At 73.4% G+C, this 24,169-nt stretch carries 20 protein-coding genes and 1 pseudogene; 13 read left to right on the forward strand and 8 right to left on the reverse strand.

What is annotated here, in order from left to right:
- Positions 1-116 precede the first annotated feature (116 nt).
- Positions 117-6,008 carry a TIR domain-containing protein gene (locus ACI1MP_RS06320; RefSeq protein ID WP_404867968.1) on the reverse strand — a complete coding sequence of 1,964 codons (5,892 nt, stop codon included), beginning with the start codon at positions 6,006-6,008 and terminating at the stop codon, positions 117-119.
- A gap of 171 nt (positions 6,009-6,179) precedes the next feature.
- Here ACI1MP_RS06320 and ACI1MP_RS06325 point away from each other — a divergent pair, with 171 nt between their 5' ends.
- Complete coding sequence (locus ACI1MP_RS06325) at positions 6,180-7,388, forward strand: SLC13 family permease (protein WP_404867969.1); 1,209 nt, start codon at positions 6,180-6,182, stop codon at positions 7,386-7,388.
- 56 nt (positions 7,389-7,444) lie between these two features.
- Here ACI1MP_RS06325 and ACI1MP_RS06330 read toward each other — a convergent pair whose 3' ends face one another.
- Genes ACI1MP_RS06330 through ACI1MP_RS06340 form a run of 3 tightly spaced genes read right to left on the reverse strand, consistent with a single transcriptional unit; the run spans position 7,445 to position 9,966 of the window.
- On the reverse strand, positions 7,445-8,329 hold the full coding sequence (locus tag ACI1MP_RS06330; RefSeq protein ID WP_380332957.1) for an inositol monophosphatase family protein: 885 nt from the start codon (positions 8,327-8,329) through the stop codon (positions 7,445-7,447).
- The gene (locus ACI1MP_RS06335) at positions 8,307-8,966 is read right to left on the reverse strand and encodes a hypothetical protein (protein ID WP_404867970.1); all 660 of its coding nucleotides are present in this window, start codon (positions 8,964-8,966) and stop codon (positions 8,307-8,309) included. Before ACI1MP_RS06335 ends, ACI1MP_RS06330 begins: the two co-directional genes overlap by 23 nt.
- A gap of 28 nt (positions 8,967-8,994) precedes the next feature.
- Positions 8,995-9,966: a hypothetical protein gene (locus tag ACI1MP_RS06340; RefSeq protein ID WP_404867971.1), complete on the reverse strand. Its 972-nt coding sequence runs from the start codon at positions 9,964-9,966 to the stop codon at positions 8,995-8,997.
- A 257-nt stretch (positions 9,967-10,223) separates the two neighbouring features.
- Here ACI1MP_RS06340 and ACI1MP_RS06345 point away from each other — a divergent pair, with 257 nt between their 5' ends.
- The 3 genes from ACI1MP_RS06345 (at position 10,224) to ACI1MP_RS06355 (ending at position 12,314) form a co-directional block, all read left to right on the forward strand.
- Positions 10,224-10,742 (forward strand): MarR family winged helix-turn-helix transcriptional regulator, encoded by a 519-nt coding sequence (locus tag ACI1MP_RS06345; protein ID WP_100587827.1) that lies wholly within the window; start codon positions 10,224-10,226, stop codon positions 10,740-10,742.
- A 155-nt stretch (positions 10,743-10,897) separates the two neighbouring features.
- The gene (locus ACI1MP_RS06350; protein WP_404867972.1) at positions 10,898-11,362 is read left to right on the forward strand and encodes a hypothetical protein; all 465 of its coding nucleotides are present in this window, start codon (positions 10,898-10,900) and stop codon (positions 11,360-11,362) included.
- Between the two features lie 88 nt (positions 11,363-11,450).
- A complete protein-coding gene (locus ACI1MP_RS06355; protein ID WP_404867973.1) occupies positions 11,451-12,314 on the forward strand; it encodes an NmrA family NAD(P)-binding protein in 864 nt (287 codons plus the stop codon).
- 70 nt (positions 12,315-12,384) lie between these two features.
- On the opposite strand, the gene ACI1MP_RS06360 is transcribed toward ACI1MP_RS06355, so the two are convergent.
- Entirely contained in the window at positions 12,385-13,101 is a 717-nt protein-coding gene (locus ACI1MP_RS06360; RefSeq protein ID WP_404867974.1) for a class I SAM-dependent methyltransferase, read from the reverse strand.
- A gap of 268 nt (positions 13,102-13,369) precedes the next feature.
- Here ACI1MP_RS06360 and ACI1MP_RS06365 point away from each other — a divergent pair, with 268 nt between their 5' ends.
- Entirely contained in the window at positions 13,370-14,173 is an 804-nt protein-coding gene (locus tag ACI1MP_RS06365) for a phytanoyl-CoA dioxygenase family protein (RefSeq protein WP_404867975.1), read from the forward strand.
- Positions 14,170-14,646, forward strand: a pseudogene (locus ACI1MP_RS06370) (DUF6309 family protein); the annotation flags it as partial. The gene ACI1MP_RS06365 and the pseudogene ACI1MP_RS06370, both read left to right, overlap by 4 nt.
- A 36-nt stretch (positions 14,647-14,682) precedes the next feature.
- Here the strand turns inward: ACI1MP_RS06370 and ACI1MP_RS06375 are convergent.
- Positions 14,683-15,432, reverse strand: a complete 750-nt coding sequence (locus tag ACI1MP_RS06375; protein ID WP_404867976.1) for an SDR family oxidoreductase — start codon at positions 15,430-15,432, stop codon at positions 14,683-14,685.
- An 88-nt stretch (positions 15,433-15,520) separates the two neighbouring features.
- Between ACI1MP_RS06375 and ACI1MP_RS06380 the strand changes: the two genes are divergently transcribed.
- The 6 genes from ACI1MP_RS06380 (at position 15,521) to ACI1MP_RS06405 (ending at position 21,756) form a co-directional block, all read left to right on the forward strand.
- Complete coding sequence (locus tag ACI1MP_RS06380; protein ID WP_404867977.1) at positions 15,521-16,864, forward strand: aspartate aminotransferase family protein; 1,344 nt, start codon at positions 15,521-15,523, stop codon at positions 16,862-16,864.
- 678 nt (positions 16,865-17,542) lie between these two features.
- Positions 17,543-17,893, forward strand: coding sequence for a calmodulin (locus ACI1MP_RS06385; RefSeq protein ID WP_404867978.1), 351 nt, complete (start codon positions 17,543-17,545; stop codon positions 17,891-17,893).
- A gap of 366 nt (positions 17,894-18,259) precedes the next feature.
- On the forward strand, positions 18,260-19,285 hold the full coding sequence (locus ACI1MP_RS06390; protein WP_404867979.1) for a ferritin-like protein: 1,026 nt from the start codon (positions 18,260-18,262) through the stop codon (positions 19,283-19,285).
- Positions 19,286-19,696: 411 nt separating this feature from the next.
- Positions 19,697-20,053, forward strand: a complete 357-nt coding sequence (locus ACI1MP_RS06395) for a helix-turn-helix transcriptional regulator (RefSeq protein WP_043911048.1) — start codon at positions 19,697-19,699, stop codon at positions 20,051-20,053.
- A 108-nt stretch (positions 20,054-20,161) separates the two neighbouring features.
- Positions 20,162-21,517, forward strand: a complete 1,356-nt coding sequence (locus ACI1MP_RS06400) for an MFS transporter (RefSeq protein ID WP_404867980.1) — start codon at positions 20,162-20,164, stop codon at positions 21,515-21,517.
- A 62-nt stretch (positions 21,518-21,579) separates the two neighbouring features.
- Positions 21,580-21,756, forward strand: coding sequence for a hypothetical protein (locus ACI1MP_RS06405; RefSeq protein ID WP_404867981.1), 177 nt, complete (start codon positions 21,580-21,582; stop codon positions 21,754-21,756).
- A gap of 80 nt (positions 21,757-21,836) precedes the next feature.
- Here ACI1MP_RS06405 and ACI1MP_RS06410 read toward each other — a convergent pair whose 3' ends face one another.
- Positions 21,837-22,586 carry an aminoacyl-tRNA hydrolase gene (locus tag ACI1MP_RS06410; RefSeq protein WP_404867982.1) on the reverse strand — a complete coding sequence of 250 codons (750 nt, stop codon included), beginning with the start codon at positions 22,584-22,586 and terminating at the stop codon, positions 21,837-21,839.
- A 17-nt stretch (positions 22,587-22,603) separates the two neighbouring features.
- Positions 22,604-23,521 (reverse strand): hypothetical protein, encoded by a 918-nt coding sequence (locus ACI1MP_RS06415; protein ID WP_052509309.1) that lies wholly within the window; start codon positions 23,519-23,521, stop codon positions 22,604-22,606.
- 144 nt (positions 23,522-23,665) lie between these two features.
- Between ACI1MP_RS06415 and ACI1MP_RS06420 the strand changes: the two genes are divergently transcribed.
- Positions 23,666-24,037 (forward strand): YbjQ family protein, encoded by a 372-nt coding sequence (locus ACI1MP_RS06420; protein WP_043911043.1) that lies wholly within the window; start codon positions 23,666-23,668, stop codon positions 24,035-24,037.
- Positions 24,038-24,169: the final 132 nt, after the last annotated feature.

The following is a 24,169-nucleotide window of genomic DNA, read 5'->3' on the forward strand; positions in this document are numbered from 1 at the left end:
TGCACCGCCCTCGTAGGCTGATGCGGCGTCAGCCGGATTGCAGGGCCGGGCGGTCGGCGACGGCGGTGCAGCCGGTGGAAGTCACCGGGCCGGCGGAGGACCGGCGCGACGCCGATTCACAGCTCCGCCTCCGGGGGGAGCCGGTGGACGCCCGGGAGGTGGGGGTCCAGCTCGCCGGGCTCGAACCGGCACATGCCGACGGCGTGCCAGAACTCCCCGGCCACATCGCCTTCGCACTTGTACGCGCCGGACGGCAGCAGCGCCGCCCAGCCGTCGGGCGAGCCGAGCAGCGTCGCCAGGGCGGCGGGCCGGCCGTCGGGGCGGATCCGCCAGAGCCGTACGGTGCCGTCCTCGCCGCCGCTGGCGAGCAGCGAGCCGTCCGGGCTGAAGGTGACCGCGAGGATCCGGCCGGTGTGGCCGCGCAGGCCGGCCAGCTGCTCGCCGGTGCGCGGGTCCCAGAGCCGGACCATCCGGTCGTCCCCCGCGGTGGCGAGCAGCGGCCGGGAGGGGTGGGCGGCCGCGGTCCAGAGCCGCCCGATGTGGCCGGTCAGTCGGTGCCGGACCACGCCGTCGCCCCAGATCAGGGCGGTCCCGTCCCAGGAGGCGCTGGCCAGCCAGGAGCCGTCGGGCGCCAGCGAGACGGCGTACACGCGGTCGGTGTGGCCGTCGAGTTCGGCCTCGACCCGGCCGGTGCCGAGGTCGGCGATCCTCACCCGGTGGTCGTCGCAGCCGGTGAACAGGCGTCGGCCGTCCGGGCTGAACGCGATGGAGCGGACCCGTCCCCGGTGCTCACGCAGGGTGGTGAGGTGGGCCCCGGTGCGGCGGTACCAGACCCGGACGGTGTCGTCGTCGTTGGCGGTGGCGACCAGGACGCCGTCGGGGCTGAACGCCTCGGCCCAGACGTGTTCGGTCTCCATGTCCATCTCGCGCAGGTACTCGCCGCTCCGGGCGTTCCAGAGACAGAGGTCGCCGTCGTTGGTGGCGGTGGCGAGGACCGCCTCCTCCGGGCTGAACTCGGCGGAGACCAGTCGGCTGCTGCGGCCGGAGAGCTCGCGCAGCCGGCGGCCGGTGGCGGGCTCCCAGAGCCGGACCACGCCGTCGTTGCCCCCGGCGGCGAGCAGGGCGCCGTCACCGCTGAAGCTGAGCGAGCCGATCCGGCGGCCGTGGCCGCGCAGGAGCTGGCGGCTGCGGCCGGAGGCCGGGTCCCAGAGCCGGACCAGCCCGTCGTTGCCGCCGGTGACCAGCAGCGCGTCGGTCTCCGCGCTCCCCCGGCCCGCGCCGGGACGGAACCGGCAGGCCCAGACCGAGCCCCGGTGCTCGGGCGGCTGGCGGCGCAGCGGCGCCACCTTGTAGCCGCCGCTGCGGGTCGCCGGGGCGCGGCCCGACCGTCCGGCGCCGTCGGCCCGGAGGGTCCGGGAGACCTGCCAGATCCGCACCCCGCCGTCGCTGTCGCTGGCGGCCAGCCGGGTGCCGGCCTCGTCGAAGGTGACCTGGTAGATCTTGCCGGCCGAGTCCTCCAGCCGTTCGGCGGGCGTGCCGTCGAGCGGGTTCCAGAGCCGGACCTGGCCTTCGGTGTCGCCGCTGGCCAGCAGGTCGCCGTCGGGGTGGAACGCGAGGGTGTAGATCCGTCCGGCATGGCCGGACAGGGTGTGCAGCAGGCGCCGCCCGGCGGCGTCCCAGATCCGTACGCTGCCGCCGACGCCGTCGTCGTGGCCGCCGTCGGCGGTGGCGACCAGGGCGCCGTCCGGGCTGAACGCGGATCGGTAGACGGTGCCCCGGTGGCCGGGGAGCACGGCGCGCCGGCGGCCGGTGGCGGTGGACCACAGCCGGGCTCCGCCGCCGGAGTCCCCGGTGACCAGCAGGGTGCCGTCGGGGCTGAACACCGCCGTGTAGACGGGCGCGGCGTGGCCGCGCAGGCGGTGCAGCGGGCGGCCGGTGGCGGTGTCCCAGAGGGTGACGACGCCGTCCGGGTCGCCGGTGGCGACCAGTCGGCCGTCCGGTCCGAGCGAGACCGGCCAGACGCCGCCGGGGTGGACGTCGAGGCGGTGCCGGCACTCCCCGGAGACCTGGTCCCAGAGCCGGACGGTGCCGTCGGCGCTGCCGGTGGCCAGCACGTCGCCGGCGAACTTGACCGCGTAGACCCGCCCGCTGTGGTCCTTGAGGGTGCGCAGGGCGACTCCGGTGACGGCGTCGCAGACCAGCACGCTGCCGTCCTCGCTGCCGACCGCGAGCAGTCGGCCGTCGGGGCTGAAGGCGACGGGTTCGGGCAGCCGGGTGGAGCGCACGTCGAAGCCGTACGGGACGCCCACCTCCGAGGGGCTGAACCCGGCCTCGACGGGCAGTCCCGGGGCGATCGCGGCGGCCCGCAGCTCCGGCGCGGCCATCACCTCCGGATCGGTGACGGCCGAGATCAGGGCGGCCCGCTGCCAGCGGCTGCCCTGCAGTCGGGCGCCGCGCAGGTCGGTGCCGAGCAGGCGGGCGCCGCGCAGGTCGGCCGAGCGCAGGTCGGCGCCGGAGAGGTCGGCGGAGTCGAGCCGGGCCCCGGCCAGGGTCGCGCCGCGCAGGTCGGCGCCGGACAGGTCGGCGCCGAGCAGGCGGGCGTCGGTCAGGTCCGCGCCGGACAGGTCGACGCCGGACAGGTCGCGGTGCGAGAGGTCCTCACCGGCCAGGGGCGCACCGCGCAGGACGGTGTGCGCGGGGACCCGCAGGCGGTCCAGCACCTTGATGGCGTTGAGCCGGGCCGCCTCGCCGCTGTCCTGGGCGCCGTCCAGGACGGAGCGGGCCCAGTTCTGGCAGGCCTGGCGGTCGGCGAGGTCGCAGAGGAACTCGACGGCGAGCCGGCTGAGCGGGCCGCGGGCGAGCAGTTCCGGGTCGCCGCTCGCCAGGGCGGCCGCGGCGGCCCGGGCCACCAGCCACTCCACCACCGAGCCGTGGATGAAGTGGAACATGCCCTCGTCGGAGCGGACCAGCAGGCTGCCGGAGCCGACGGCGTGCGCGACCTGCGGGGTGGGCATCGGGCTGTCGACCAGGCCGCTGAGCACTTCGGCGATGTCGACGATCTCGTCCAGCGAGACGGAGGTGCGGCCGCTCTCCCACAGCCGCACCGCGAGCAGGGTGACGGCCTGCCAGAGCTGTTCCAGGCGCAGGCCGGGGGCGGCGCCCGGCCCACCGTCGCCGCGTCGTTCCTCGAACCGCAGCCAGGAGGTGAAGAGTTCCTGGTAGAGGCCGGCGGCGCTGAGCGCCCGGCCGGCGCCCGCGACGGTGCGCAGCCGGTCGTGGTCGAGGTCCGCGACGAAGCTGAGCAGCCGGGGGTTGCGGCAGAGCGCGAGCAGGTCGGGGATGGCCTCCAGCAGCCGCATCCGGCGGGCGGCGGCATCCGGGTCGCCGTACCGGTTGGCGAGGTAGCTGCGGATCTGGTGCGGGGTGAAGTCCTGGACGGCGACCAGCCTGCGCTGCGGAAGCAGGCCGACCCGTTCGCCGAGCGCGGTGAGCACCTGTTCGTGCGAGCGGAAGTGCTGGGTACGGCTGGTGACGACGATCTTGGCGTTGTCGACGGCGGCGTCCAGCAGCACCTGGAGGTGGTCGGCGGCGCGCTCGTAGCTGACCCGGTTGACCAGTTCGTCGAAGCCGTCGAAGAGCAGCACGACGCGGCCCTGCCGGAGCATGTAGCGGAACGTCCGCAGGTCGAGGGAGTCGATGCCGTGCTCCGTCAGGTGGGCGGCCACCAGGCCGTCCAGCGAGTGCGCCTTGTCGAGTGCGCTCAGGTCGATGAACAGCGGTGTCAGGTACGGGAGTTCGGTGGGAATGCGGCGGGCCGTCTCGCGCAGGGCGAAGGTCTTGCCGCGGCCGAAGTCGCCGAGCAGCAGGACGAACCGGCCGTGGTCGGAGTCGAGCAGCCGGAGCAGTTCGTCGACCAGGCCGTCGCGTTCCTCGGCGCCGGGCCGTTCGGCGTCGCGGTAGCGCTGCGGCAGGTAGAGGCCGGGCTGGTACTGGCTGTCGGCGGCGAGCCGCTCGCTCTGCGCCGAGACGTAGTCGCGCAGGTCCAGCAGGCCCTGGAACTCCAGGAAGCTGCGCAGCCGCACCCCGCGGCGGCGGGCCCGCTCGCGCAGGGCCAGGGACGGCGGCGGGCCGTCGTGGACGAGTTCGGCGTCCGGGGCGGCGCCGTCGGCGTGCACCTCGTCGATGAAGCGGTCGACGTCCTCCGGCGTCGGGGTCCGCACGCTGACGGCCACCCGCTGCTGGCGGACCAGGCCGGACTCGGCCCAGGTCACGAAGAGCTGCGGCGGGGGGCCCGCCACCTCGCGGATCTGGGCGCCCCGGTGGCGGGTGCGGCACACCTCGGCGACCCGGGCCAGCAGGGTGTCCAGCGGCGAGGCCAGCCTGCGGACCTCGCGCTCCGCCCCGGCGGCAGGGCGGGCCTCGGCCACCTGCGGCGGTTCGACGGTCGGGGCCCGGTCGGCCGGTTCGGGCGCCGGGAACACCCGCCCGGCCAGGCGCCAGGGGACGGCCGCCCGCAGGGGCTCGGCGCCCGGGTCGGACCAGCGGGTCAGCCCCTCGCGGGTGAGCCGGAGCAGTTGGTGGCCGCCGGCGGCCGGGGCGGCGAGCGTGGTCACCTCGCCGGCCGAGGTCGCCAGCGTCCCGACGCCGCTGCGCGCGGCGCCCGGGCCGTTCAGCAGCAGGTTGAGCCGGGGCGCGGTCAGCCGGGTGAACCGGTCCGCGTCGCGGAGCGGTTCGTCGGCCGGTCCGCCGCGCGCCGGGTGGGCGGCCACCGGGTGGCGCATCGCGCCGATCCGCAGCCACCCGTCGTTCTCGTACGGGCGCAGCGCCTGGGCGAACCAGGCCGCCTGTTCGGGGCCCAGCCAGCCGTACCGGTCGTCGGGTCGGTGGGACCAGGCCATCGAGGAGTTCAGGCCGGCGACGACGACGCCCAGTTCGGGGACGGGGAAGAGGGTCCACGGCTGGGCGCTGTCGAAGACCACGTCCAGGCCCTGGTAGAACTCCTGGAACAGCCGTGAGTAGTGCCGCCACTTGGGCCAGTACGGCGGGGCCGGCCGCAGTTCGTCGGCCTCGCAGGTGGCGAAGTAGGCGCGCGAGGCGGCCTGGCTGACGTCCTGTCCGCCGGGGACGATCGCCACCCGGTGCGGCTCCAGGCCCAGCAGGGTGCGCATCCCGCTGAGGAAGGAGAGCGCCTGCTCGCACTCGCGGGGGCTGCCCGAGGCGGTGAGGTCGCCGGTGACCACGACCAGTTCGGGCGCGGGGGCGCCGAAGTCGGCGAGCTCCACCAGGTCGCCCCAGACCGCGGCCTGGAGGTCGGCGGGGTCGTTGCCCCGGCCGAACCCGGGGCCGGCCAGGTGCAGCACCGTCACCGCCTCGCGCCCGCCGGCCCGGCCGGCCGCCAGCGGGTACTCGGGCTGGACGGACGGCCTGCGCCGGGCCGTCCGGCCGGCGGCGCCGGCCGCCCCGGGTGCGGCGGCCGGCGTCCGGGCGGCCGGCGAGAGCGTGCCCGGGGCGTCGGCGGGGCCGAGCGCGCCGCCCGGGTAGCCGGGGCGCAGCTCGGGCCGGGAGCGGCCGTCCATGGCCGCCGCGACCCGGGTGAGCAGGAGCTGCCGGGCGTCGGCCGGTTCGTTGACGCCGACCAGGTCGATGTAGGTGAGGGTGGCGAGCAGGCCGTCCACCGGGATGTCCTCGATCCGGACGGTGACCAGGCGGCGTTCCGGGGCGTCCGGGTCCGCGCGCAGGGCGGCCTGCCACTCCATCCGGCCGTAGCGCGAGCGCTCGTAGTGGCGTGAGAGCAGGGCGATGACCGCCGCGGACTCGGTGATGCCGCGGTCCATGAAGTCGACGAAGTTGGTGCCGGGGACGAAGTCCCACGCCTGGAGGAACGCCCGGTAGCCGGCCTCCTCCAGCGTCCACGCGATCCAGGACGCCCAGCGTTCGTCGGCCGGCGAGTAGCTGATGAAGAAGTCGATCGGCCCGGGGCCACCCGGGATCGCGTCAAGAGCCCCCATACGGAGAACATATGACCGCCCCGGACGGGAGTAACCGTCTTTCCTTGCAACGCTTTTGGGCGATTCCGGGGTGCTCTCCGTTGACCGACGTCCGGTCGACGACCGGCCGGGCGCGGGGGCGGGCCGACGGCGGCCTCGACCCTCGACGGCGGCTGTGCGACCCTGGCGTCCGTGTTTGCGTACTGGCTCGCCGCCCGGCGGCTGCACCCGCTCGACCTCCTGGCCGGCGGTCTGCTCGCCCTCGGCCTCCTCCTCCTCGCCACCGGGCTGCTCCCGGCGGACTCCGCCGGGGCGGCCGTGCAGCGGATCGCGCCGCTGCTCGCCTTCCTGGGCTCGGTGGTCGTGCTGGCCGAACTGACCGGCGCCGCCGAGGTGTTCGACGTGCTCGCGACCCGGGTGGCGCGGGCCGGCCGGGGCAGCTACCCGGTGCTGTTCCTGCTGTGCGTGGGTTTCGCCGCGCTCACCACGGCCGTCCTCAACCTGGACACCACCGCGGTGCTGCTCACCCCCGTGATGCTGGCACTCGCCACCCGGGTGGGCATCGCTCCGCTCCCGCTGGCGATGACCACGGTCTGGCTGGCCAACACGGCGAGCCTGCTGCTGCCGGTCTCCAACCTGACCAACCTGCTGGCCGCCGACCGGGTCGCGCTCTCCAGCGCCGGGCTGGCGCGGGCGATGTGGGCGCCGCAACTGGCCGCCCTGCTCGCCACCATGGCGTGCCTGTGGGGGTTCTACTGGCGGCGCGGGCGGCGGGGCGCGGACGGGTACCGGCCGCCGGAGGTCCGGCGGCCGAAGGATCCGGTGCTGTTCCGGGTCTGCGCGCTGGCCTGCGCCGGGTTCCTGGCGGGCAGTCTGCTGGCCCCCGTACCGCTCTGGATGGCCTCGGGCGCGGCGGCCGCGGTGGTCGTCGCGGCGTACGCCGTGCGCCGTCCGGAGGGGCTGAGCGCCTCGTTGATTCCGTGGCGGCTGCTGGTCCTGGTGCCCGGGATGTTCCTGGTGGTGCAGACCGTGGACGCGCACGGACTGCACCGGCTGCTCGCTGCGGCGGTCGGCGACGACGCCGGGCCGCTGGGCCTGTTCCGGGCCTCGGCGGTCGGTGCGGGGCTGTCCAACCTGCTCAACAACCTGCCGGTCTACCTGGCCGGGGAGGCCGCGGTGCCGGCCGGCAACCACCAGCAGCTGCTGGCCCTGCTGATCGGCACCAACATCGGCCCGCTGATCGCCCCCTGGGCCTCGCTGGCCACCCTGCTCTGGTACGAGCGCTGCCGCTCGGCGGGCCTGCGGGTGCCGTTGCGGAGCGTGGCCGGGACCGGGGCCGTGCTCGCCGTCGGTGGCGTGGCGCTGGCCACCGCGGCACTCGCGGTGGTGGGCTCCGCCTGAGCCCCCGCACAAGGGCTCCTGCGGGGGCCGGCTTCGAGGCGGGGGGGTCCGACGGGTCACGGCCCTGCGGCGGCCTCTTCGGGTCCGGCCGGCCGGGCGGCGCGGGCCACCAGGTCGAGCAGGTACGGCACGACCTCCGCCCGGCCCGCGACGTAGCTGCGGGCCGTGTCCGGCTGCCCGATCCGCGCGTCGAACCCGCTGCCGTCGAGCGCCCGGACCACCAGTCCCGCCTCGGTCGCCAGCAGGATCCCGGCGGGCAGGTCGATCTCCTCGGCCCGGTAGCCGACGAAGCCGTCGATCAGCCCGCACGCGAGCAGCGACCAGGTGAGCAGCGGCGCCCACAGCTGGAGCACCCGGCGGGCGCCGCCCTCCAGGCCGTCCTTGAGCGCCCGGGCCACCGGATCGTCGCGCGCCACCCCGTGCCCCTGCGTCCAGCCGAGCACCGGGCGGCCGGACCGCGGCGGGCGGGCAGCGGCGCGCAGTCGCCCGGACGGGCCGTACGCCCCGCCGCCGTGCACGGCCCGCCAGGTCCGGCCGGCGACCGGGTCGTGGACCACGCCGACGACCGGCTCGTCGTCCAGGCAGAGCGCGATGCCGACCACGTAGGCGGGCAGGCCGATCACCACGTTGTTGCTGCCGTCCAGCGGGTCGACCAGCCAGGTGCGGCGGGAGCCCGGCCGGTCGGCCGCGGTACCGCCCTCCTCGGCCAGGATGCGGTCCGCCGGGAACCGCTCGGCCAGTCGGCGGGTGACCAACTCCTCGGCCAGGAGATCGAGTTCGGTGACGACGTCACCGTCCTGCCCTTTGCTGTCCACGCGGAACGCGTCCAGGAAGCGGGCCCGCAGCAGGGCGCCCGCCTCCTCGGCGGCCCGCACCGCGGTCCGGCACTCGTCCGCGAAGGCGGCCGGCCGGGCTCCCTCACCCGGCGCTGTCGCGTCCACTGATCCTCCTGGCCGCCTCGTCGGCGATCCGGGCCGTCCGGGCCGCGTCGCAGCGCCGTCGCACCACCCGGCGGGCGGCGCCGTCCACCGGCCCCAGCACCACGTCCACCGGACCCGGCACCGTCCGGCCGAGGACGACGGTGGCGGCGGGCGCGGCGTCCGGCAGCATCGTGGCGTGGAACTCGCCGGCGCCCAGGGTGTACGTCTCGCCGCGTGCGCTGGTCTGCTCGGCCAGCGGCTCCCAGCGGACCAGCCGCGGGCTCGGGCGGATCTCGTCCGTCCCTCCGGCGCTGTGCACCTCGAACGCCCGGTGGGTCGGCCGGGCGGGCTCGTCGTACACCCCCACCCGCAGGTTGCCGATCCGGCCGTAGAGCACGCTGCTCTTCAACTCCCAGCTGTGGCAGTGTATTTCGTAATCGGCCCCGACCGGGGCCGGGTCGAAGACGTGCACGCACACGCCGTACGCGCCGTCACGCAGCACCGGCAGGCAGTAGAAGCCCAGCGGGTGCACGACCGCGCGCAACGGCCGCACGCCGGAGGCCACCTCGGCCAGCAGGCCCCCGACCAGACCGTCCAGGCCGGGCGCGGCGGCGGTGGACCCGGCGGCCCGTTCGAGTGCCGTGTAGAGGTTCGTCATCTCCTCTGCCCTCCCCCAGCGGGCGCGGCTACCGTCGGTACGGGTTCTCCGCGTGCAGCGCCCGGTCGATGATGTCGCTGACGTCCCGGTCCGAGAAGGCGGTCGGCAGCGGGATGCGCAGGTGCTCGAACAGCCGCCGGACCTCGTCCGCCGTCGGGTCGTCGCCCAGCGGTTCGGTGTCCCGGAGGTCGAGTTTCACCGCCTGCTCCCGGTAGTGGTGCAGTTCGGTGACGTAGTAGTCGTACAGCGGGCGGCCGCGTTCGACGCAGATGCTGACCCGCTGCGGGTCGTCCTGGGTGATGATCAGGCAGGAGGCGGAGACGTCGAACCGCAGCGACGGCGCCACCTCCGAGAGGTGGACGTCGATCTCCAGGGTGTCCAGGCGCTGCCGGTACCAGGCGGCGGCCAGCACCGTCGCGTACGACTCCTTCCGGGTGCGCTCCACGCTCCAGCCCGTGTCGCTCCTCCCGAGCGCACCGTCCGCCCGGTTCGCGAAGGTGCCCCGGAACCGCGCGTACGCGGCGCAGACCGCCTCGTTGCCCGGGTGCACGATGTCGATCTTCACGGTGAGCGCGCGGCGACGACGGCGGGCCTCCTGGACGCACTCGGGCAGCGTGACCGCCCGCAGGTACGTGCCGGTGCCGCCCTTGAACACCCACCGGTCGGTGTCCTGCCGGGCCCGCTCCAGCGCCCGTTCCAGGTCGACGCCGGCCAGTTCGCGCACCGATGCCAGGTTCTCCAGCGCCTGCCGGGCGCCCTCCGTCGCCTCCCGGATGTCCACCACCCGCCGTCGGCGCTCGGCCAGCGAGCCGTACACCACGGCCGCCAGCACCAGCAGCGTGGCACCGGAGACGACGTTGTCGCCCAGATCCCCGCCGAGCAGGTCGAGCAGACCGACGGCCAGCGCCCCGAGCAGGGCCACCACGCCGTCCGAGTTCCTGAGCCCCCAGGCGATCGCGCTCTCCAGCCGCCGGCCGGGACCTGCACCCCCGCGCACCACGCCGACACCTCCTTCGACGGTCAACATGGTAGGGGCGAGGGCGAGTTGGCGACAGCACGCGGCCGGTCGGATCGAGGTCGCGAACCGGTCCGGGTCAGGCTGCGGGCCTTCCCGGGCACCTGCACCGAACTCCTGACGGGCGGTCCGGTGGAGCGCACGGGCGGACTCGTCGGACCGGCGCCCGGAGCCCGGGCCCCGATCCACCCGCGGCCCGCGGCGCCTTGACGACTCAAGTCGTTAGCTGCCATATTACTTTCATGACGAGGGACGAGGCCGACCGCGAGCAGCCCACACTGGAGCAGGCCGGATGGCAGCTGCGGCACTACGGCCTGGAGACGGATCCGCAGGCGGTGCTGGTCGCGGTGCGGCTGATCTCCGCGGGCGCGAAGGTCGGCCGGGCGGCCGAGGCCCACTTCGCCAGGTTCGGGCTGTCGACGGGCCGCTACCGACTGCTCGCGGACCTCGAAGGCCACGGCGGGGAGAAGTCCCCCTCGCAGCTGGCGGCCGACCTCGACGTCTCCAGGGCCACGGTCACCGGTCTGCTGGACGGCCTGGAACGCGAGGGCCTGATCGCCAGGCGCCCGTCCACCGAGGACGGGCGCGGCACGGTCGCGGTCCTGACCGCGCGCGGTGCGCAGCGCCTGCGCGACATGGCGCCCGAGCACTTCGGGCGACTGGAGGCGATGGTCACGGGGCTCACCGTCGAGGAGCGCACGGTGTTCCTGGACCTGCTCGCCCGCGTCGTGCGCGGCAGTTCGGCCCTGACCGCCGACTGACCCGGCCGACGGCCGGGCCCGGGCTCCCGTCCCGTGGACGGGAGCCCTTTTCGCCAAGCAGTAATTAGCCAACTAATTACCTTGCGGGAAAGGCCCGTCGCGACCCGGCCACACCCTTTCGCCGTTCGGAACTCCCACGAGATGAAGAGGCCAGGATGCCCGCAACGAACGACAGAACCGGCCCGCGCCGGGCGGCCGCCCGGCCGTTCACGCTGTGGCGCGAGGTGTTGACCGCCTACGCCGCCCCCGCCCTGATGGCGGGTACCGCAGGAGTCGTCACCGGTCAGGCGGACCTGACCGTGGCGGCCTGCAGCTCCATCGCCGGCACCTCCGCGGTGGTGGCGTTCCTGGTCGGCGCCTGGCTGCGGCACGGCGGGCGGCCGCGACGCTGGACCACGACCCTGCCGCGCGTCGCCCTGACCGCGCTGCTCGTCGTCGCGACCGCCGGCCTGGCGGCAGCGCTGGGATGGTTCGCCGCCGAATGGCTGCCGGCCCACGCCTCGATCCGCCCCGCCCCCTGGCTGCGGCGACTGCGCATCGACTTGCCCGTCTCCGCCGTCCTCGCCACCACCATCGTCACCCTGCGCTGGCGCGCCACCGTCCCGCAGGCCCGGCCGTGACCGGCCCCGACACCCGGGCGCCGGCGCCCGAACCCACCTCTGCGGCACCGGCTGCCGCGGACACCACCGAGCACCGAGGAGACACCCGATGATCGTCGTCATGGGAGCGACCGGAACCACCGGAACCGCCCTGCTCCACAGCCTGCGCGCACTCGACGTCCCCGTCCGCGCCCTCACCCGCACCCCGAACCGACCGCTCCCCGGCACCGCCGGCCCGCACGACCGGCAGGTCGAGGTCCGGTACGCCGACGCCGGCGACCCGGACTCGCTGCGCGCCGCCTTCGCGGGCGCCTCCCAGCTCTTCCTCGCCATGGCCAACAGCCCCGCACAGGTCGAACTCGAAACCCGCGTCATCGACATCGCCGCCCACAGCGGAATCGGACACATCGTCAAGCTCTCCGCCCCCGCCGCCGAGCCCGCGTCGCCCGTCGCGATATCCCGCGGACACCACGCCGTCGAGGAACACCTGCGCGCCGCCGGACCCACCGGCACCGTCCTGCGCCCCTACGCCTTCATGCAGAATCTGCTGCGCCTCGCGCCCAGCGTGGCCCAGGGTCTCGTCCTCGGCGCCATGCGGGACGCGCCCTGCAACTACATCGACTGCCGCGACATCGGCGACGTCGCGGCCGCCGTGCTCACCCGCCGCCACCTCGCGGGCGGCACCTACACCCTGACCGGACCGGAAGCCGTCTCCCACCCCGACCTCGCCGCCCGGCTGACCGAACTGACCGGCCGCCGGATCCGGTACGTCGACCTCGCTCCGGACGAGCTGCGCGACAATCTCGTCCACCGGGCCGCCATGCCCGCCTGGCTCGCCGACCACGTCGTGGAGATCCAGCAACTCGCCGTCGCCCGCCCCGAGTCCCCCACCACCACCGTCACCGACATCCTCGGCCGCCGGCCCCGCACCCTCGATGCCTTCCTGAACGAACACCGCGCCCACTTCCAGTGATTCCGGCCGCTCCGGCGACAGAGCCCCTGACCCTGCGCCGCCGCCCGGCGGTGGGCGCCCGGAAGCCCGGTCAGGCGCAGACGAGGGCGACGATGAACGGGTCCTCCTGTCCCGGCAGCTCCGACGCCGGGTTCCGGACGGGGTGCCAGGTCAGGTTGGTGAAACCGGCCCGGCGGGCGGACTGCTCGTAGACGTCCGCGTCCCAGCGGGTGAACGCCAGCACGACCGGCGGCTCGACCGGGAACTCCAGGACCAGAGCGGTGCCCCTCGGTACGGGCCGGGCCGCCGTGACGGACGCCCCGGCGGGTTGCCGGTCCGGGTCGGCCGGGTCGTAACCGGGGTGGACCGTCACCGCGACCAGCCGGCCGCCGGGGGCGAGGTTGGCGCGGATGCCCCGGAACATGTCGGCCATCCGCCCGGGGTCCTCGGCGTAGTTGAACAGCCAGACGGCCACCGCCACGTCGAAGACGCCCAGCACCGGCAGCGCGGCCGCGTCGCACTGGTGGTACACGGCCCCGACCGGACTCCGCGCCTCCTCCCGCCGGGCCAGCGCCACCATCTCCGCGGAGACGTCCACCCCCTCGACGTGGGCGGCGCCGAGCTCCTTGGCCAGCCGGGTGTAGCGCCCGAACCCGCAGGCCACGTCGAGGACCCGGGCTCCCGCGAGCTCCCCGAGCAGGGCACGCACCGCGGGCTCCTCGGGCGCATTGCCGTGGTCGCGCTTGAAGTCGGCGTACCGCTCACCGATGCCGTCGTACTGGGCGGGCTCTTGCTCCCTCGCTGCCACGCAACACACTCCTGACCGCACCGGTTCGGACCTGCCGTGCAACAGACTGCCAGAACACCGGGTGCCGAACCCCCGAACGGCAAACAACTCGCCCCCGGCGAACGGACGTTGGCATCCCTCCACGGGCCTCGGCACCGCGGGCGGATCGGTCCGTTTTCGGTCAGATACCGGACGGCAGGCATGGCACTGTCAGCTACCGGATACACACTCTCAGGCACCCGAGCGTCTCCCGGGCTACATGTGAATGAACACAAGGATGTGTCAGCGCATGGTGAATTTCGGAGCAGTCGATTCGCAGTTACAGTGCTTTCGCGAGCTGGGCTACCTGGTCCTGCCGGGCTGGCTTCCGCTCGACCTCGTCGAACGTCTGACGCACGAGGTGAACTACTGGGTGGACGCGGGCTGGCGGCAGCGGTCGATCGACGCCTGCGCGCGTCCCGCCGACGGCGAGGTGCCCGAGGTCGTGGAACTCGATCTGGCGGCGCACGGTGAACTGGCCGTGCACCCACCCTTGCTGGAGCTTCTCTCCTGCAACGAACTGCTCGGCCGTTCCTTCGTCTTCCACCACCTTCACAGTGACCGCCGTCCCTGTGCCGGTGGCGGCAAGAGCTGGCACCACGACTACGAGCAGCCGGCCGGCGATCGACGCCGGCACCCGATGGTCCACGCCCTGCACTACATCCGCGGCTTGCGCCCGGGGACGGGCGGGCTGGCGGTGCTGCCCGGTTCCCACCGGGAGCCCCTCGGCAAGGACGCACGCGGCCACCTGGGCACCGGCCCGCTCCCGGGCGAGGTGCTGATCGACGAGCTGCCGCCGGGATCGACCGTGATCCTGCACTCCGCCCTCTTCCACACCCGTCGACCTCCTGCCGCACCGGAGACCGGGGCGCGGTACATGATCGACGCCTCCTACTGCCGCACCGGTGTGCGGTGGCCGCCGGTCAAGCCGTACTGGCGGCAGATCCTGGACGTCGCGAACCGCCGCGGCCTGGCCCGCGACCGCTGGCCCGATCTGTTCGCCGAGCGGCACTTCACCGAGTATGTCCGCCCGTACGAAAGGACACGGACATGAGGATCCTGGAGGCCGTACCGTTCGACGTGGTCCTGGACCACTTCTCGCGGCAGCACCCGTACGACCCGTTGGACGCGGCCAACTCCAATGACGAGGCCCTGGGTCACATCACAAATGCGCAGCGCCTTCTGCGGGGACGCTGGCACAAGGTGCTCCTGGACGGGCCGGAGATCCTGCGGGTGGTGCTCCCCTGGCACCTGGGCGAGGACGGCGAGGTCGAGCTGATCCCTCGCACGGGCCTGACGGTGACCGCCGCCGCCCGCCGGCTGAGCCGTCTGCACGCCACCTACGCCACCACCAATCCGCTGTGCGCGGACAAGCTCGCCCGGCAGGTCGACGCCCCGCCGCTGCCGCTCTTCCTGAGCACCGCGCCGATGCCCGGCCCCGACTACGAACTCCTGGCGGTGCGCCAGGGTTTGATCCATCTGGACGGCCTGCACCGGATGCTCGCCTGGGCCACGGCCGGGCGCCTGACTCCGGGCCACTGGACGCCGGCGTACGTCGCGGGGCTACCCCCGGCCGACGTACGGCATGGCACTGGGCATGACCAGGACCGACTGGATGTTCACTCCGAGCGGCAGGGCGGCCATGGCCCGGACCGTGTCCACGACGTGGCGCACGTCCATCGTGGGCTCGACCCGCAGTGACCCGTCGGCCTGCCGCACGGCAGGCTGGGGCCGGCCCTCGGGGGTCACGTTGCCGATGTCGATCTGGCCGCAGGAGATGTCGAAGCGACGGCCGTCGAGGGACAGCGACCGGGTCATGCCGGCCACGGCGTGTTTGGCCGCAGTGAACGCGATCGAGTCCGGCCGCGGGACCTGGGAGGAGGGGGCGCCGTTGTTGATGATCCGTCCGCCGCGCGGATCCTGGCGCTTCATCAACCGGAACGCGGCCCGGGAGCAGAGGAAGGTGCCGGTGGCGATGGATCCCATCACCCGGTTCCAGTCCGCCACGCCCACCTCCTCGATCGGGACGTACGGCATGGTGTCGGCGGCGTTGTTGAACAGCAGGTCGAGCCGCCCGAACCGGTGCGCCACCGTGTCGAAGAGCGCTGCCACGGCATCGGGGTCGGTGATGTCGGCAGCCAGGGGCACGGCACGGTCGCGCTGGTCGGCCGGGGCGAGGCCGGCGGTCTGCTCAAGCCGTTCGACCCGGCGTCCGACGAGCACCACCGTCCAGCCGTCGGCCAGCAGGCCCAGCGCGCAGGCCCGTCCGATGCCGGTCCCCGCTCCCGTCACGATCGCAATCCGCCTGACCATCCGTCATCTCCTTCTCCACAAAGCCCACTTGGGCACGTCCGCCACCCGAGCGTGCCCGCCGACCTCACCCTCGAACCGGGAGCGACACATGATTGGCGACATCCAGGCACTGGGCGGCACCGAAGGCAGCCGAGCCTGGTACGAACGGGCGCAGGCATCCCTCGCCGGCGGCATCAGCTCCTCCGCCCGGCTGACCTCCACCGGCCCGCACCCGTACCCCCTGTACATGGCCTCCGGCCACGGGGCGCGGATCCGCGACATCGACGGCAACGAGTACGTCGACTACCTGGCCGCCTACGGCAGCGCCGTCCTCGGACACGCGCCGTCGGTCCTCACCGACGCCCTGGAACCGGTGCTGCACGGCGGCACGATGTTCGGCACCTGCAACACCGCGGAGGTCGAACTCGCCGAACTCATCACGGAGATGGTCCCCTGCGCCGACCTGGTGCGGTTCGCCAACTCCGGCAGCGAGGCGGTCCAGGGGGCCGTGCGCGCCGCACGCAGCCACACCGGGCGGACGAAGATCCTGAAGTTCGAGGGCCACTACCACGGCTGGACCGATGTGCTGGCCGTGTCCAACCGGCCCGGCGCCGACGAAGCCGGCCCCTACGACCGCCCCCACCCGGTGCCGCACTCCCCGGGCATCCCGGCCGGGGTCGTGGACGATGTGGTGGTCTGCCCGTGGAACGACCCCGACGCCCTGCGCACCGTGCTCGACGCCCACCGGGGCGAACTGGCCGCCGTCATCTGCGAGCCGATCGTCGCCAACAACGCCTGCACGATGCCCGCACCCGGCTTCCTGGAGGTGCTGCGCCAGGAGTGCACGCGGCGCGGCATCGTGCTGATCTTCGACGAGATCTGCACCGGCTTCCGGACCGCACCGGGCGGCGCGCAGGCCCTGTTCGGCGTGGTTCCCGACCTCGCAACCTACTCGAAGGCCCTGGGCGGCGGCCTGCCGATCGCCGCCTTCGCCGGCCGGCGCGAGCTGATGGAACCGCTCGCCACCGGTCACCTCAAGCACGGCGGCACCTACAACTCCTCCCCCTTGTGCGCCACCGCGGGCCTGGCCACCCTGCGAGAGCTGAACCGCCCCGAGGTCGTCGAACACATCGACACCACCGGTCGCCAGATCATGGAGGCCATCCAACGGGCCGCCCACGACCGCGGCGTGCCCTGCGCGGTCCAGGGCGTCGGCGCGCTCTTCCAGGTGGTGTTCACTCCCGGCGGCACCCCCACGACGCAGTACCGGGACCTCCTCCGTGCCGACACCGCCCGATACGCGGCCTTCCGCCACGAACTGCTCAAACAGGGCGTGCACACCAACGCCTACGGCATGGCCTGCTGGTTCGTCTCCGCCGCCGTCACCGCCGACGACCTGGCGACCACCTGCAAGGCCATCGAACGCTCCTTCGACGCCCTGTCCGCCAACTGACCTCCACCCACCCGCAGTTCCGCTACTCGGAGCGCGGGATCGGCACTTCGGCGCGGCCCTCGTAGGCTGCCCCGGCGTCAGCGGGCGCGGGGTCAGCGGGCGCGCAGGGCCGGGTGGTCGGTGACGACGGTGCAGCTGCCGGGGGCGATCCCGATGACGGCCCGCTCAGGCACCCGCACCCCGGCACGCGCCCGGTACGAGGCCACGCACGAGTCGGCGGGCTCCTGGCAGGCTCCCGCCGACTCGATTGCCGGTGGTACCAGAGCAACGCGGCTACGGCCCGGTGCAGTCGGTGAACCGACCCCTCTACCTCATGGGCCTCGGCTCACGCCCCGGGCGCATGGCGCACGCCGCGCAGCGTTGAACCCCGCACTTCCGGGAGTCGCCCAGAGGTTGCGGTCGGTCCCGTGACTGCGCCGGGCCGACCGGCGGCAGTCCCGATTCGACGGCCCCGGTTCTCGGTGCTTCCTTCCGGGTGATGTTCCGGGCCGATGAGCGGTCCCGGGACCTCCGCTGCATCAGTGTCCGGATCCGACGGCAGTCTGCCGCCGGGACAGACCGGACCGGGAACATCCTGCCCGTCCGACGAAGCCCGCGGATCGGTGCGGACATGGCTGGTGTCCCGACGCCGTCGACACGGAATACGGCCGCAGATTCAAACTCTCGGAGGGGCACCCGATGGCGACCGCACGCTTCGGTCTCGAAGCAGCCCCGAACGACGACGAGTTCGTGTTCCGACTCGACGACGAGAAGCTGATCGGGCAGGCCCGGGACATCCTGGCGGGGATCGAGACGTCGAAGGTTCATGTCCAGGGGCGGGTCGTCCCGGAGAAGTCGGACCACAACCCGGACTGGGACCTCCACCCGGACCCCGGCAGCATCACCTTCTTCGACGAGGCGGACGACGACTGCGACGCTTCGGCACACTACGTCGCGATGCAGCTTGACCACGTCGGCGAGACGGGCTTCCTGCCGGGCAGCACCTGGGCCCCCGCCCGTTCGAAGATCACCCGCGAGCTCGACACCTGAGGCCACGCTGTTCCGGCAGCCCGCCCGCGGGCGTCCGTTCCGGCGCGGCAGGGGTCCAGGTCGACCCGACGTCGACCACGGACCGGGGCCGCCAGTGCCTGCAACTCCGGTCCCGGCTCGGCCGTGTCCGCTCCGGGCGCGCTACGCCGCCGCGGGTCCGCGCACGGCCCCGGAGGGCGAGTACGCCGAAGGAGTCTTCACCCACCCGTCCGCTTTTGTCACGATCCGCCCCGGGAACGATCGAATGCGCACTCAGCGGCGCGGGGATTCGCACTGAACAGTCGTGATCGGCCGGAGCTCCTTCTCGGACTCCGGTCGTGTCGGCCGTGCCTGCCCGCCGCTCCCATCGACCGAACGGGAACCACCGTGACCACTTCCGCCACCAAGCCGGCGCCGATCGCCGAACTCATGAAGATCCCAGCGGTCGATCACGACCTGAAGTGGATCAAGGACAGTCTGCAGTCCGCCATCGCGCTGGAGTTGTCGACCCTGCCGCCCTACCTGTGTGGCATGTGGTCCATCAAGACCGTGGGCTCCGACGCCGAGGCGGTGATCAAGAGCGTCGTCCACGACGAGATGTACCACATGGGGATGGTGTGCAACATGCTGTCGGCGATCGGCGGGACACCGCACATCCTCGCCGCGGCCCCGACGTATCCGGGCAAGCTGCCAGGCAATGTGCGGCCGACGGTCGATGTGTACCTCCAGGGGCTGACCCAGACGTACGTCCGGGAGGTCTTCATGGAGATCGAGATGCCCGAGAACCCGCTCGCGCGCATGCAGGAGGAGTGGGTCACGATCGGCGCGTTCTACGACGCGGTGCGGGACGCCTTCGACAACGTCAAACCGCCCATCGGGTCGGGCCCTCAGATGGAGGCGCAGATCGGCAGGAACACACTGGAGAAGTTCACCTCGGTCGACCAGATCACAAAGGCGATCGATGTGATCAAGGAGCAGGGAGAGGGCACCAGCCACCTGCCCGACGACCCCACCGCCGGCGGAAAGCTGGCCCACTACTACGGCTTCGGTGAGATCTGGAAGGGACACCGGCTGGTGCCCACGCCCTCCGGCCCCACACCGTACGACTGGGTCGGAGATCCGGTTCCCTTCCCCGAGACGTTCCCCATGGGCAGGCTCACGGCGGGGGCCTGGCCCAACCCCTCGGGCGAGGTGTCGGATCTGCTCACCGCGTTCAACGACCAGTACACCAAGATGCTCGACTTCCTGGAGACGGCCTGGCGGGACGGGGACTCCTCCGCGCTGAGCCAGTCGATCGGCGTGATGTTCACGCTGAAAACGGCTGCGCAGGCGTTGATGGTCAAGCCCCTACCGGGTGACAGCGCACACGTGTACGGGCCCGAGTTCCTCATCCACCGCCCCAACCACGGCTGAACCAACCGCCCTGTCACCGAGACAGCGTTCCAGTACGCCGAGCCGACACCGCACCGATGCCCATGCCGACGCGACCGTCTCGATCCGGTGACCGGACTTCCGGCAGGCCGGCGCTTGCGCCGACCTGCCGGAAGCGCCGAGCGCGATCCCTACCAGCCTGTCGACGGAGAACGGCGCACCGGGATCAGGGGACACATCGAGCGCGAGAACGTGACTCTGCCGGCCGACGGGTCTCACCCCGGTCCCCGTGCTCGAAGCCATCTGCCCGGCAGACTCGACCACCGCTCATCGGCGTCCGGTTCGCCCGCCCTCACCGCTCGCCACCTCACGGGCTGCGGCGATGGTTCCGCCCGCCATCGCCCCTCACGTGTGCGCACCCGCGCATCCCTGAAGGGGCTCTACGATGAGCGGATGGACAACCGCGCACAGGTCGCAGATGCACTCCACTCGCATCGGCACACCGGTGGCGAACGGCTCGACGTCGCCGCCTCCGTCCTCGCCCTGCTCGCGGACCGCACCCGCCTGGCCCTCCTGGAACGCCTGGGCCGGGGCGAGGCCGACGTCACCACCCTGGTCGAGGCCACCGGCGCCGCCCGCCCCTCCGTCAGCCAGCACCTGGCCAAACTCCGCCTGGCCGGCCTGGTCGCCACCCGCAAGGACGGCCGCCACGTCGTCTACTCCCTGCGCCACGGCCACCTGCGCCGTCTGGTCGACGAAGCCCTGAACGTCGCCGACCACCAGATCGCCGCCCTTCCCCCGCACGACTGACTCGCCCACGCCGGGGTCCGGGCACATCCTCGATTCAAACGCGTGCATTCATGCGCACATATTGCTTACGATGGCACGGTCGAGGGACCTCGGATCCGGGGACGGGCCATGCTTTCCGTGCTGCGCAACCGCACCTACCGCCACCTGTTCACCGCCCAGGTCGTCGCCCTGGTCGGCACCGGCCTGGCCACCGTCGCCCTCTCGCTGCTCGCCTACGACATCGCCGGGGCGAACGCGGGCGCGGTTCTCGGCACCGCACTGGCGATCAAGATGGTCGCCTACGTCGCCATCGCCCCGATCGCCGGCGCGCTCGCCGGCCGCACACCGCGCAGGGCGCTGATGGTGGCGATGGACCTCACCCGCGCCGGCGTCGCGCTCGGCCTGCCGTTCGTCACCCAGGTCTGGCAGATCTACCTGATGGTCTTCCTGCTCCAGGCCGCCTCCGCCGCGTTCACCCCGACCTTCCAGGCCACCGTCCCGCAGGTGCTGCCCGCCGAGCGCGACTACACCAACGCCTTGTCCATGTCCCGCCTCGCCTACGATCTGGAGTCCCTGTTCAGCCCCGCGCTCGCCGCGACCCTGCTCACGGTGGTCTCCTACAACTGGCTGTTCACCGGCACCACGGTCGGCTTCCTCGCCTCCGCCGCCCTCGTCGTCTCCGCCGCCCTGCCCAAGGCGCCCGTCCGGGAGCGCACCGGCGGGATCCACCGGAACGCGCTGTTCGGCTCCCGCCTGTTCCGGGCCACCCCACGCCTCCGGGCCCTGCTCGCCCTCGACCTCGCGGTCGCCGCCGCCGGAGCCGTCGTCTTCGTCAACACCGTCATCGTGGTCCGTGAGCACTTCCGGCGCCCCGCCGGAGCCGTGTCCCTCGCGCTCGGCGCCTACGGAGCGGGCTCCATGCTCGCCGCCCTCCTCCTGCCCCGCCTCCTGGCCCGGGTCAGCGACCGCGCCGTCATGCTGCCCGCCGCCCTCGCCCTGCCCGCGATCCTCGCCGCCACCGCCGCGATCACCGCCGCCGCACCCGGCACCGCGACCTGGGTCGCCCTCCTGGCCGCCTGGGCCCTGATCGGCGCCGCCGGTGCCGCCGTCCTCACCCCCGGCGGCCGCGTCGTCCGCCGCTCCGCCACCGACGCCGACCTCCCCGCCGCGTTCGCCGCCCAGTTCTCCCTCTCCCACTCCTGCTGGCTGCTCACCTACCCCCTCGCCGGCTGGCTCGCCGCCGGCGCCGGACTCCCCGCCACCGCCCTCACCCTCGGCGCGATCTCCCTCACCGCCGCCCTCGCAGCCGGCGCCCTGTGGCCCCGCCACGACCCCGACACCCTCCCCCACACCCACATCGACCTCCCCGCCGACCACCCCCACCTCACCGACGCCCACCCCCTCGACGGCGACACCGGAGCCTGGGGCCACGACCACCACTACGTCATCGACCACAACCACCACCGCTGGCCCCAACACGCCTGACACACTGGGCGCCGGGCCGGACCGGCCTTGATTCCCCGATTGCGGACGGCCGATCGGTCTGAGTGAACGTCAGACTCAGGGTGCTGCGCCGTCCCACCTGTCAGCGGGTGGTGGCGGTGGCGGTGCAGGTGGACGCGCGGGTGGCGGACGGCAGTTCGGACCTTGCGGTGTGCTGGGAGCCGGATTCGGATCTGGAGCGGCTGGGCCTGGTGGGCCGCAGGATCGGTGCGGACCGGTAGTTCGCGCCGTCCGCAGGGGCGGCTTCGGGAGCGGTGCAGGCCCAGCAGGGCGGCGCATCGCGAACGCCGAAGGCGCGGGGTCAGCGTCCGCGCAGGGCCGGGTGGTCGGCGACGACGGTGCAGCTGCCGGGGGCGATCTCGGTGAAGCCGGCGTCGCGGACCACCGGCAGGCGGCCGTCGGTCAGGGCGGGCCAGTCGGTGGCGGAGGCGGTTCTGACGGCCAGTGGGAAACCGCTTTCCGCCCACTCCTTGCGCTGCGCGTCGTCCAGCTCCCACCAGGCGAGCTGGGCGGCGTGGCCGGTCTGCGCCATGGTCTTGCCGGCGCTCATCTCCAGTTCGGGGTTGAGCCACAGCACGGGGACGCCTTCAGGTGCGGGGCCGGGCTCGGCGGGGTCGTCGAGTTCGGTGCCGGAGACCTGGAGCTTGGCGAGCTCCTTGGGCCAGCCGTCCAGCGGGATCGGCGGGAAGACCCGCACCTCGGCGCTCCCGCCGGTGACGGTGATGCCGGGCAGCTCGCCCGCCTTGCGCCACTCGCCGCCGCGGGCCCGCCGCACCACCTTGCGGATCCGGGCGTCCTCCCAGGCCTTGACCCGCTCCGCCCACTCGCCGTCGCCGGCGGTGACCCGCGGGTCGGACAGCAGGGTGAGCACGGCCCGCGCCGAGGTCTCCAGCGCGTCCGTCCGGCCCGGCGGTTCGGCCTTCTCCAGCCGGACCACCAGCGGCAGCACGTACTGCTCGTGGGAGTCCCGATCCTCGGCGTGCCCGCCGACCGCGGGCAGTGCGGCGGAAGCGGGCGAGGGGAGTTCGGGCACGTCGTTGGGTGAGCTCACCCCTCCAGCATGCCAGTTCAGCGCCGGTAGCCCCGTCCGGGGTCGCGTTCCTCGGCGTCCTGGTAGCCGAGGAACCAGCCCTCGGGGTGGGTGGCGGCGAGGAGTTGGTCGATCCGCTGCCCGGCGTCCAGGTCCTCCTCGGTCTCCTCGGGGCCGTAGACGCCGAAGAGTTCGTCGGTGCAGCCGTCCCAGTCGTAGTCGTACAGGTCGGCGGGCAGGTCGCCCATCATGTCGGCCACCGACTCCGGTTGGGAGCCGAGCAGGGAGCGGGCGTCGGCGAGCGCGAGGCGCAGCGCAACGTCCTCCGCGAGGCTGCGGGGCAGCGGCCATTCGCCGAGCGCGATGTCGTCGGCGAGGTCGTCGAAGGCCCGGGCGAAGGCGCGTCGCCAGCCGCGGTGCAGGTTCCAGGTGCGCTGCTGGAGGCGGCCGAAGACGGTCCAGTCGGCTTCGTCGGCGACGGTGACGGGGTCGTTGCCGTGTTCGTCGAGGTCTTCGTAGGCGGCGTCGGAGAGGCTGATCAGCTGGGTGTGCAGCAGGCACGCGGTGCGCGGGGTGAGGGTCCAGTCGCCGGTGTCGCTGTCGTCGTCGAGCGGGAACAGTTCGGCGAAGTCGGGGGCGAAGTCGTCGGTGACGCTGATCTCCAGGGTGCCGCCGAGGGCTTCGATGCCGGGGATGGCGGCGACCAGCCGGTCGGGGTGGAGCAGCGCGCCGAGGGCCGCGTTTGGGTCTTCGGAGACTTCCCGCAGCAGTTGGCCGCGCTGGCCCTCGGGGTCGATCCCGGCGAAGTCGAGGTCTTCGACGGCCGCCTGTGCCGCGGCCCGCAGGGCCGGCCAGTCGGTGATCCGGATGCCCAGCACCACGGTGGCCTCGATCTCCTGCGCGCCGGAGTCCTCCGCCGCGCCAGGCCCGTGTGGATGATCGCTTCGCTCGCCCATGCCCCAAGGTTGACAAACCTGGGGGTCCGGTGTCCATCGGCTCTCCCGATCCGGTGCCGGAGCGGCCGGTCGAGGTGGCTCGGAAAGCGCTTTCCCGGTGTGCCATGCTGGCGTCGGCACCGGAGCGTAGCGGAAGGTGGAGTCATGAGTGAACTGAACGATTTCGGCGGCGGGCAGGACCCGTCCGGCGGCGTGCTGGTGGTCACGACGAACGACGTGCCCGGGTACCGGGTGGAGCGGGTGATCGGCGAGGTGTTCGGCCTCACGGTGCGCTCCCGTCACCTCGGCTCGCAGATCGGCGCGGGTCTGAAGTCGCTGATGGGCGGCGAGTTGAAGGGTCTCACCAAGACGCTCGTGGAGACCCGGAACCAGGCGATGGAGCGGCTGGTCGAGCAGACCAAGGCGCGCGGCGGCAACGCCGTTCTGATGATGCGCTTCGATGTCACGGAGGCTGCCGACGTCGGCACCGAGGTGTGCGCGTACGGCACCGCGGCGGTCATCGTCCCGCTCGGCTGACGAACGGCGACGACCCGACGGCGACCGGCGGCGACCGACGGCGACCGACGACAGCCGACGACGACCGGCTTCGAACACAAAGCAGCCATATTGTCTGACAGTCAGTAATGCGGTTGACACTGCTCACGGGTG

The organism is Kitasatospora griseola, assembly GCF_044999035.1.
GTDB lineage: Bacteria > Actinomycetota > Actinomycetes > Streptomycetales > Streptomycetaceae > Kitasatospora > Kitasatospora griseola.

Excerpts from the sequence above, each read along its gene's own strand:
- ACI1MP_RS06345 (WP_100587827.1), top strand. The coding sequence starts at position 10,224 with ATGACGAGGGACGAGGCCGACCGCGAGCAGCCCACACTGGAGCAGGCC.
- ACI1MP_RS06350 (WP_404867972.1), top strand. The coding sequence starts at position 10,898 with ATGCCCGCAACGAACGACAGAACCGGCCCGCGCCGGGCGGCCGCCCGG.
- ACI1MP_RS06355 (WP_404867973.1), top strand. The coding sequence starts at position 11,451 with ATGATCGTCGTCATGGGAGCGACCGGAACCACCGGAACCGCCCTGCTC.
- ACI1MP_RS06415 (WP_052509309.1), bottom strand. The coding sequence starts at position 23,521 with ATGGGCGAGCGAAGCGATCATCCACACGGGCCTGGCGCGGCGGAGGAC.
- ACI1MP_RS06335 (WP_404867970.1), bottom strand. The coding sequence starts at position 8,966 with ATGACGAACCTCTACACGGCACTCGAACGGGCCGCCGGGTCCACCGCC.
- ACI1MP_RS06380 (WP_404867977.1), top strand. The coding sequence starts at position 15,521 with ATGATTGGCGACATCCAGGCACTGGGCGGCACCGAAGGCAGCCGAGCC.
- ACI1MP_RS06395 (WP_043911048.1), top strand. The coding sequence starts at position 19,697 with ATGGACAACCGCGCACAGGTCGCAGATGCACTCCACTCGCATCGGCAC.
- ACI1MP_RS06385 (WP_404867978.1), top strand. The coding sequence starts at position 17,543 with ATGGCGACCGCACGCTTCGGTCTCGAAGCAGCCCCGAACGACGACGAG.
- ACI1MP_RS06375 (WP_404867976.1), bottom strand. The coding sequence starts at position 15,432 with ATGGTCAGGCGGATTGCGATCGTGACGGGAGCGGGGACCGGCATCGGA.
- ACI1MP_RS06365 (WP_404867975.1), top strand. The coding sequence starts at position 13,370 with ATGGTGAATTTCGGAGCAGTCGATTCGCAGTTACAGTGCTTTCGCGAG.
- ACI1MP_RS06320 (WP_404867968.1), bottom strand. The coding sequence starts at position 6,008 with ATGGGGGCTCTTGACGCGATCCCGGGTGGCCCCGGGCCGATCGACTTC.
- ACI1MP_RS06420 (WP_043911043.1), top strand. The coding sequence starts at position 23,666 with ATGAGTGAACTGAACGATTTCGGCGGCGGGCAGGACCCGTCCGGCGGC.
- ACI1MP_RS06400 (WP_404867980.1), top strand. The coding sequence starts at position 20,162 with ATGCTTTCCGTGCTGCGCAACCGCACCTACCGCCACCTGTTCACCGCC.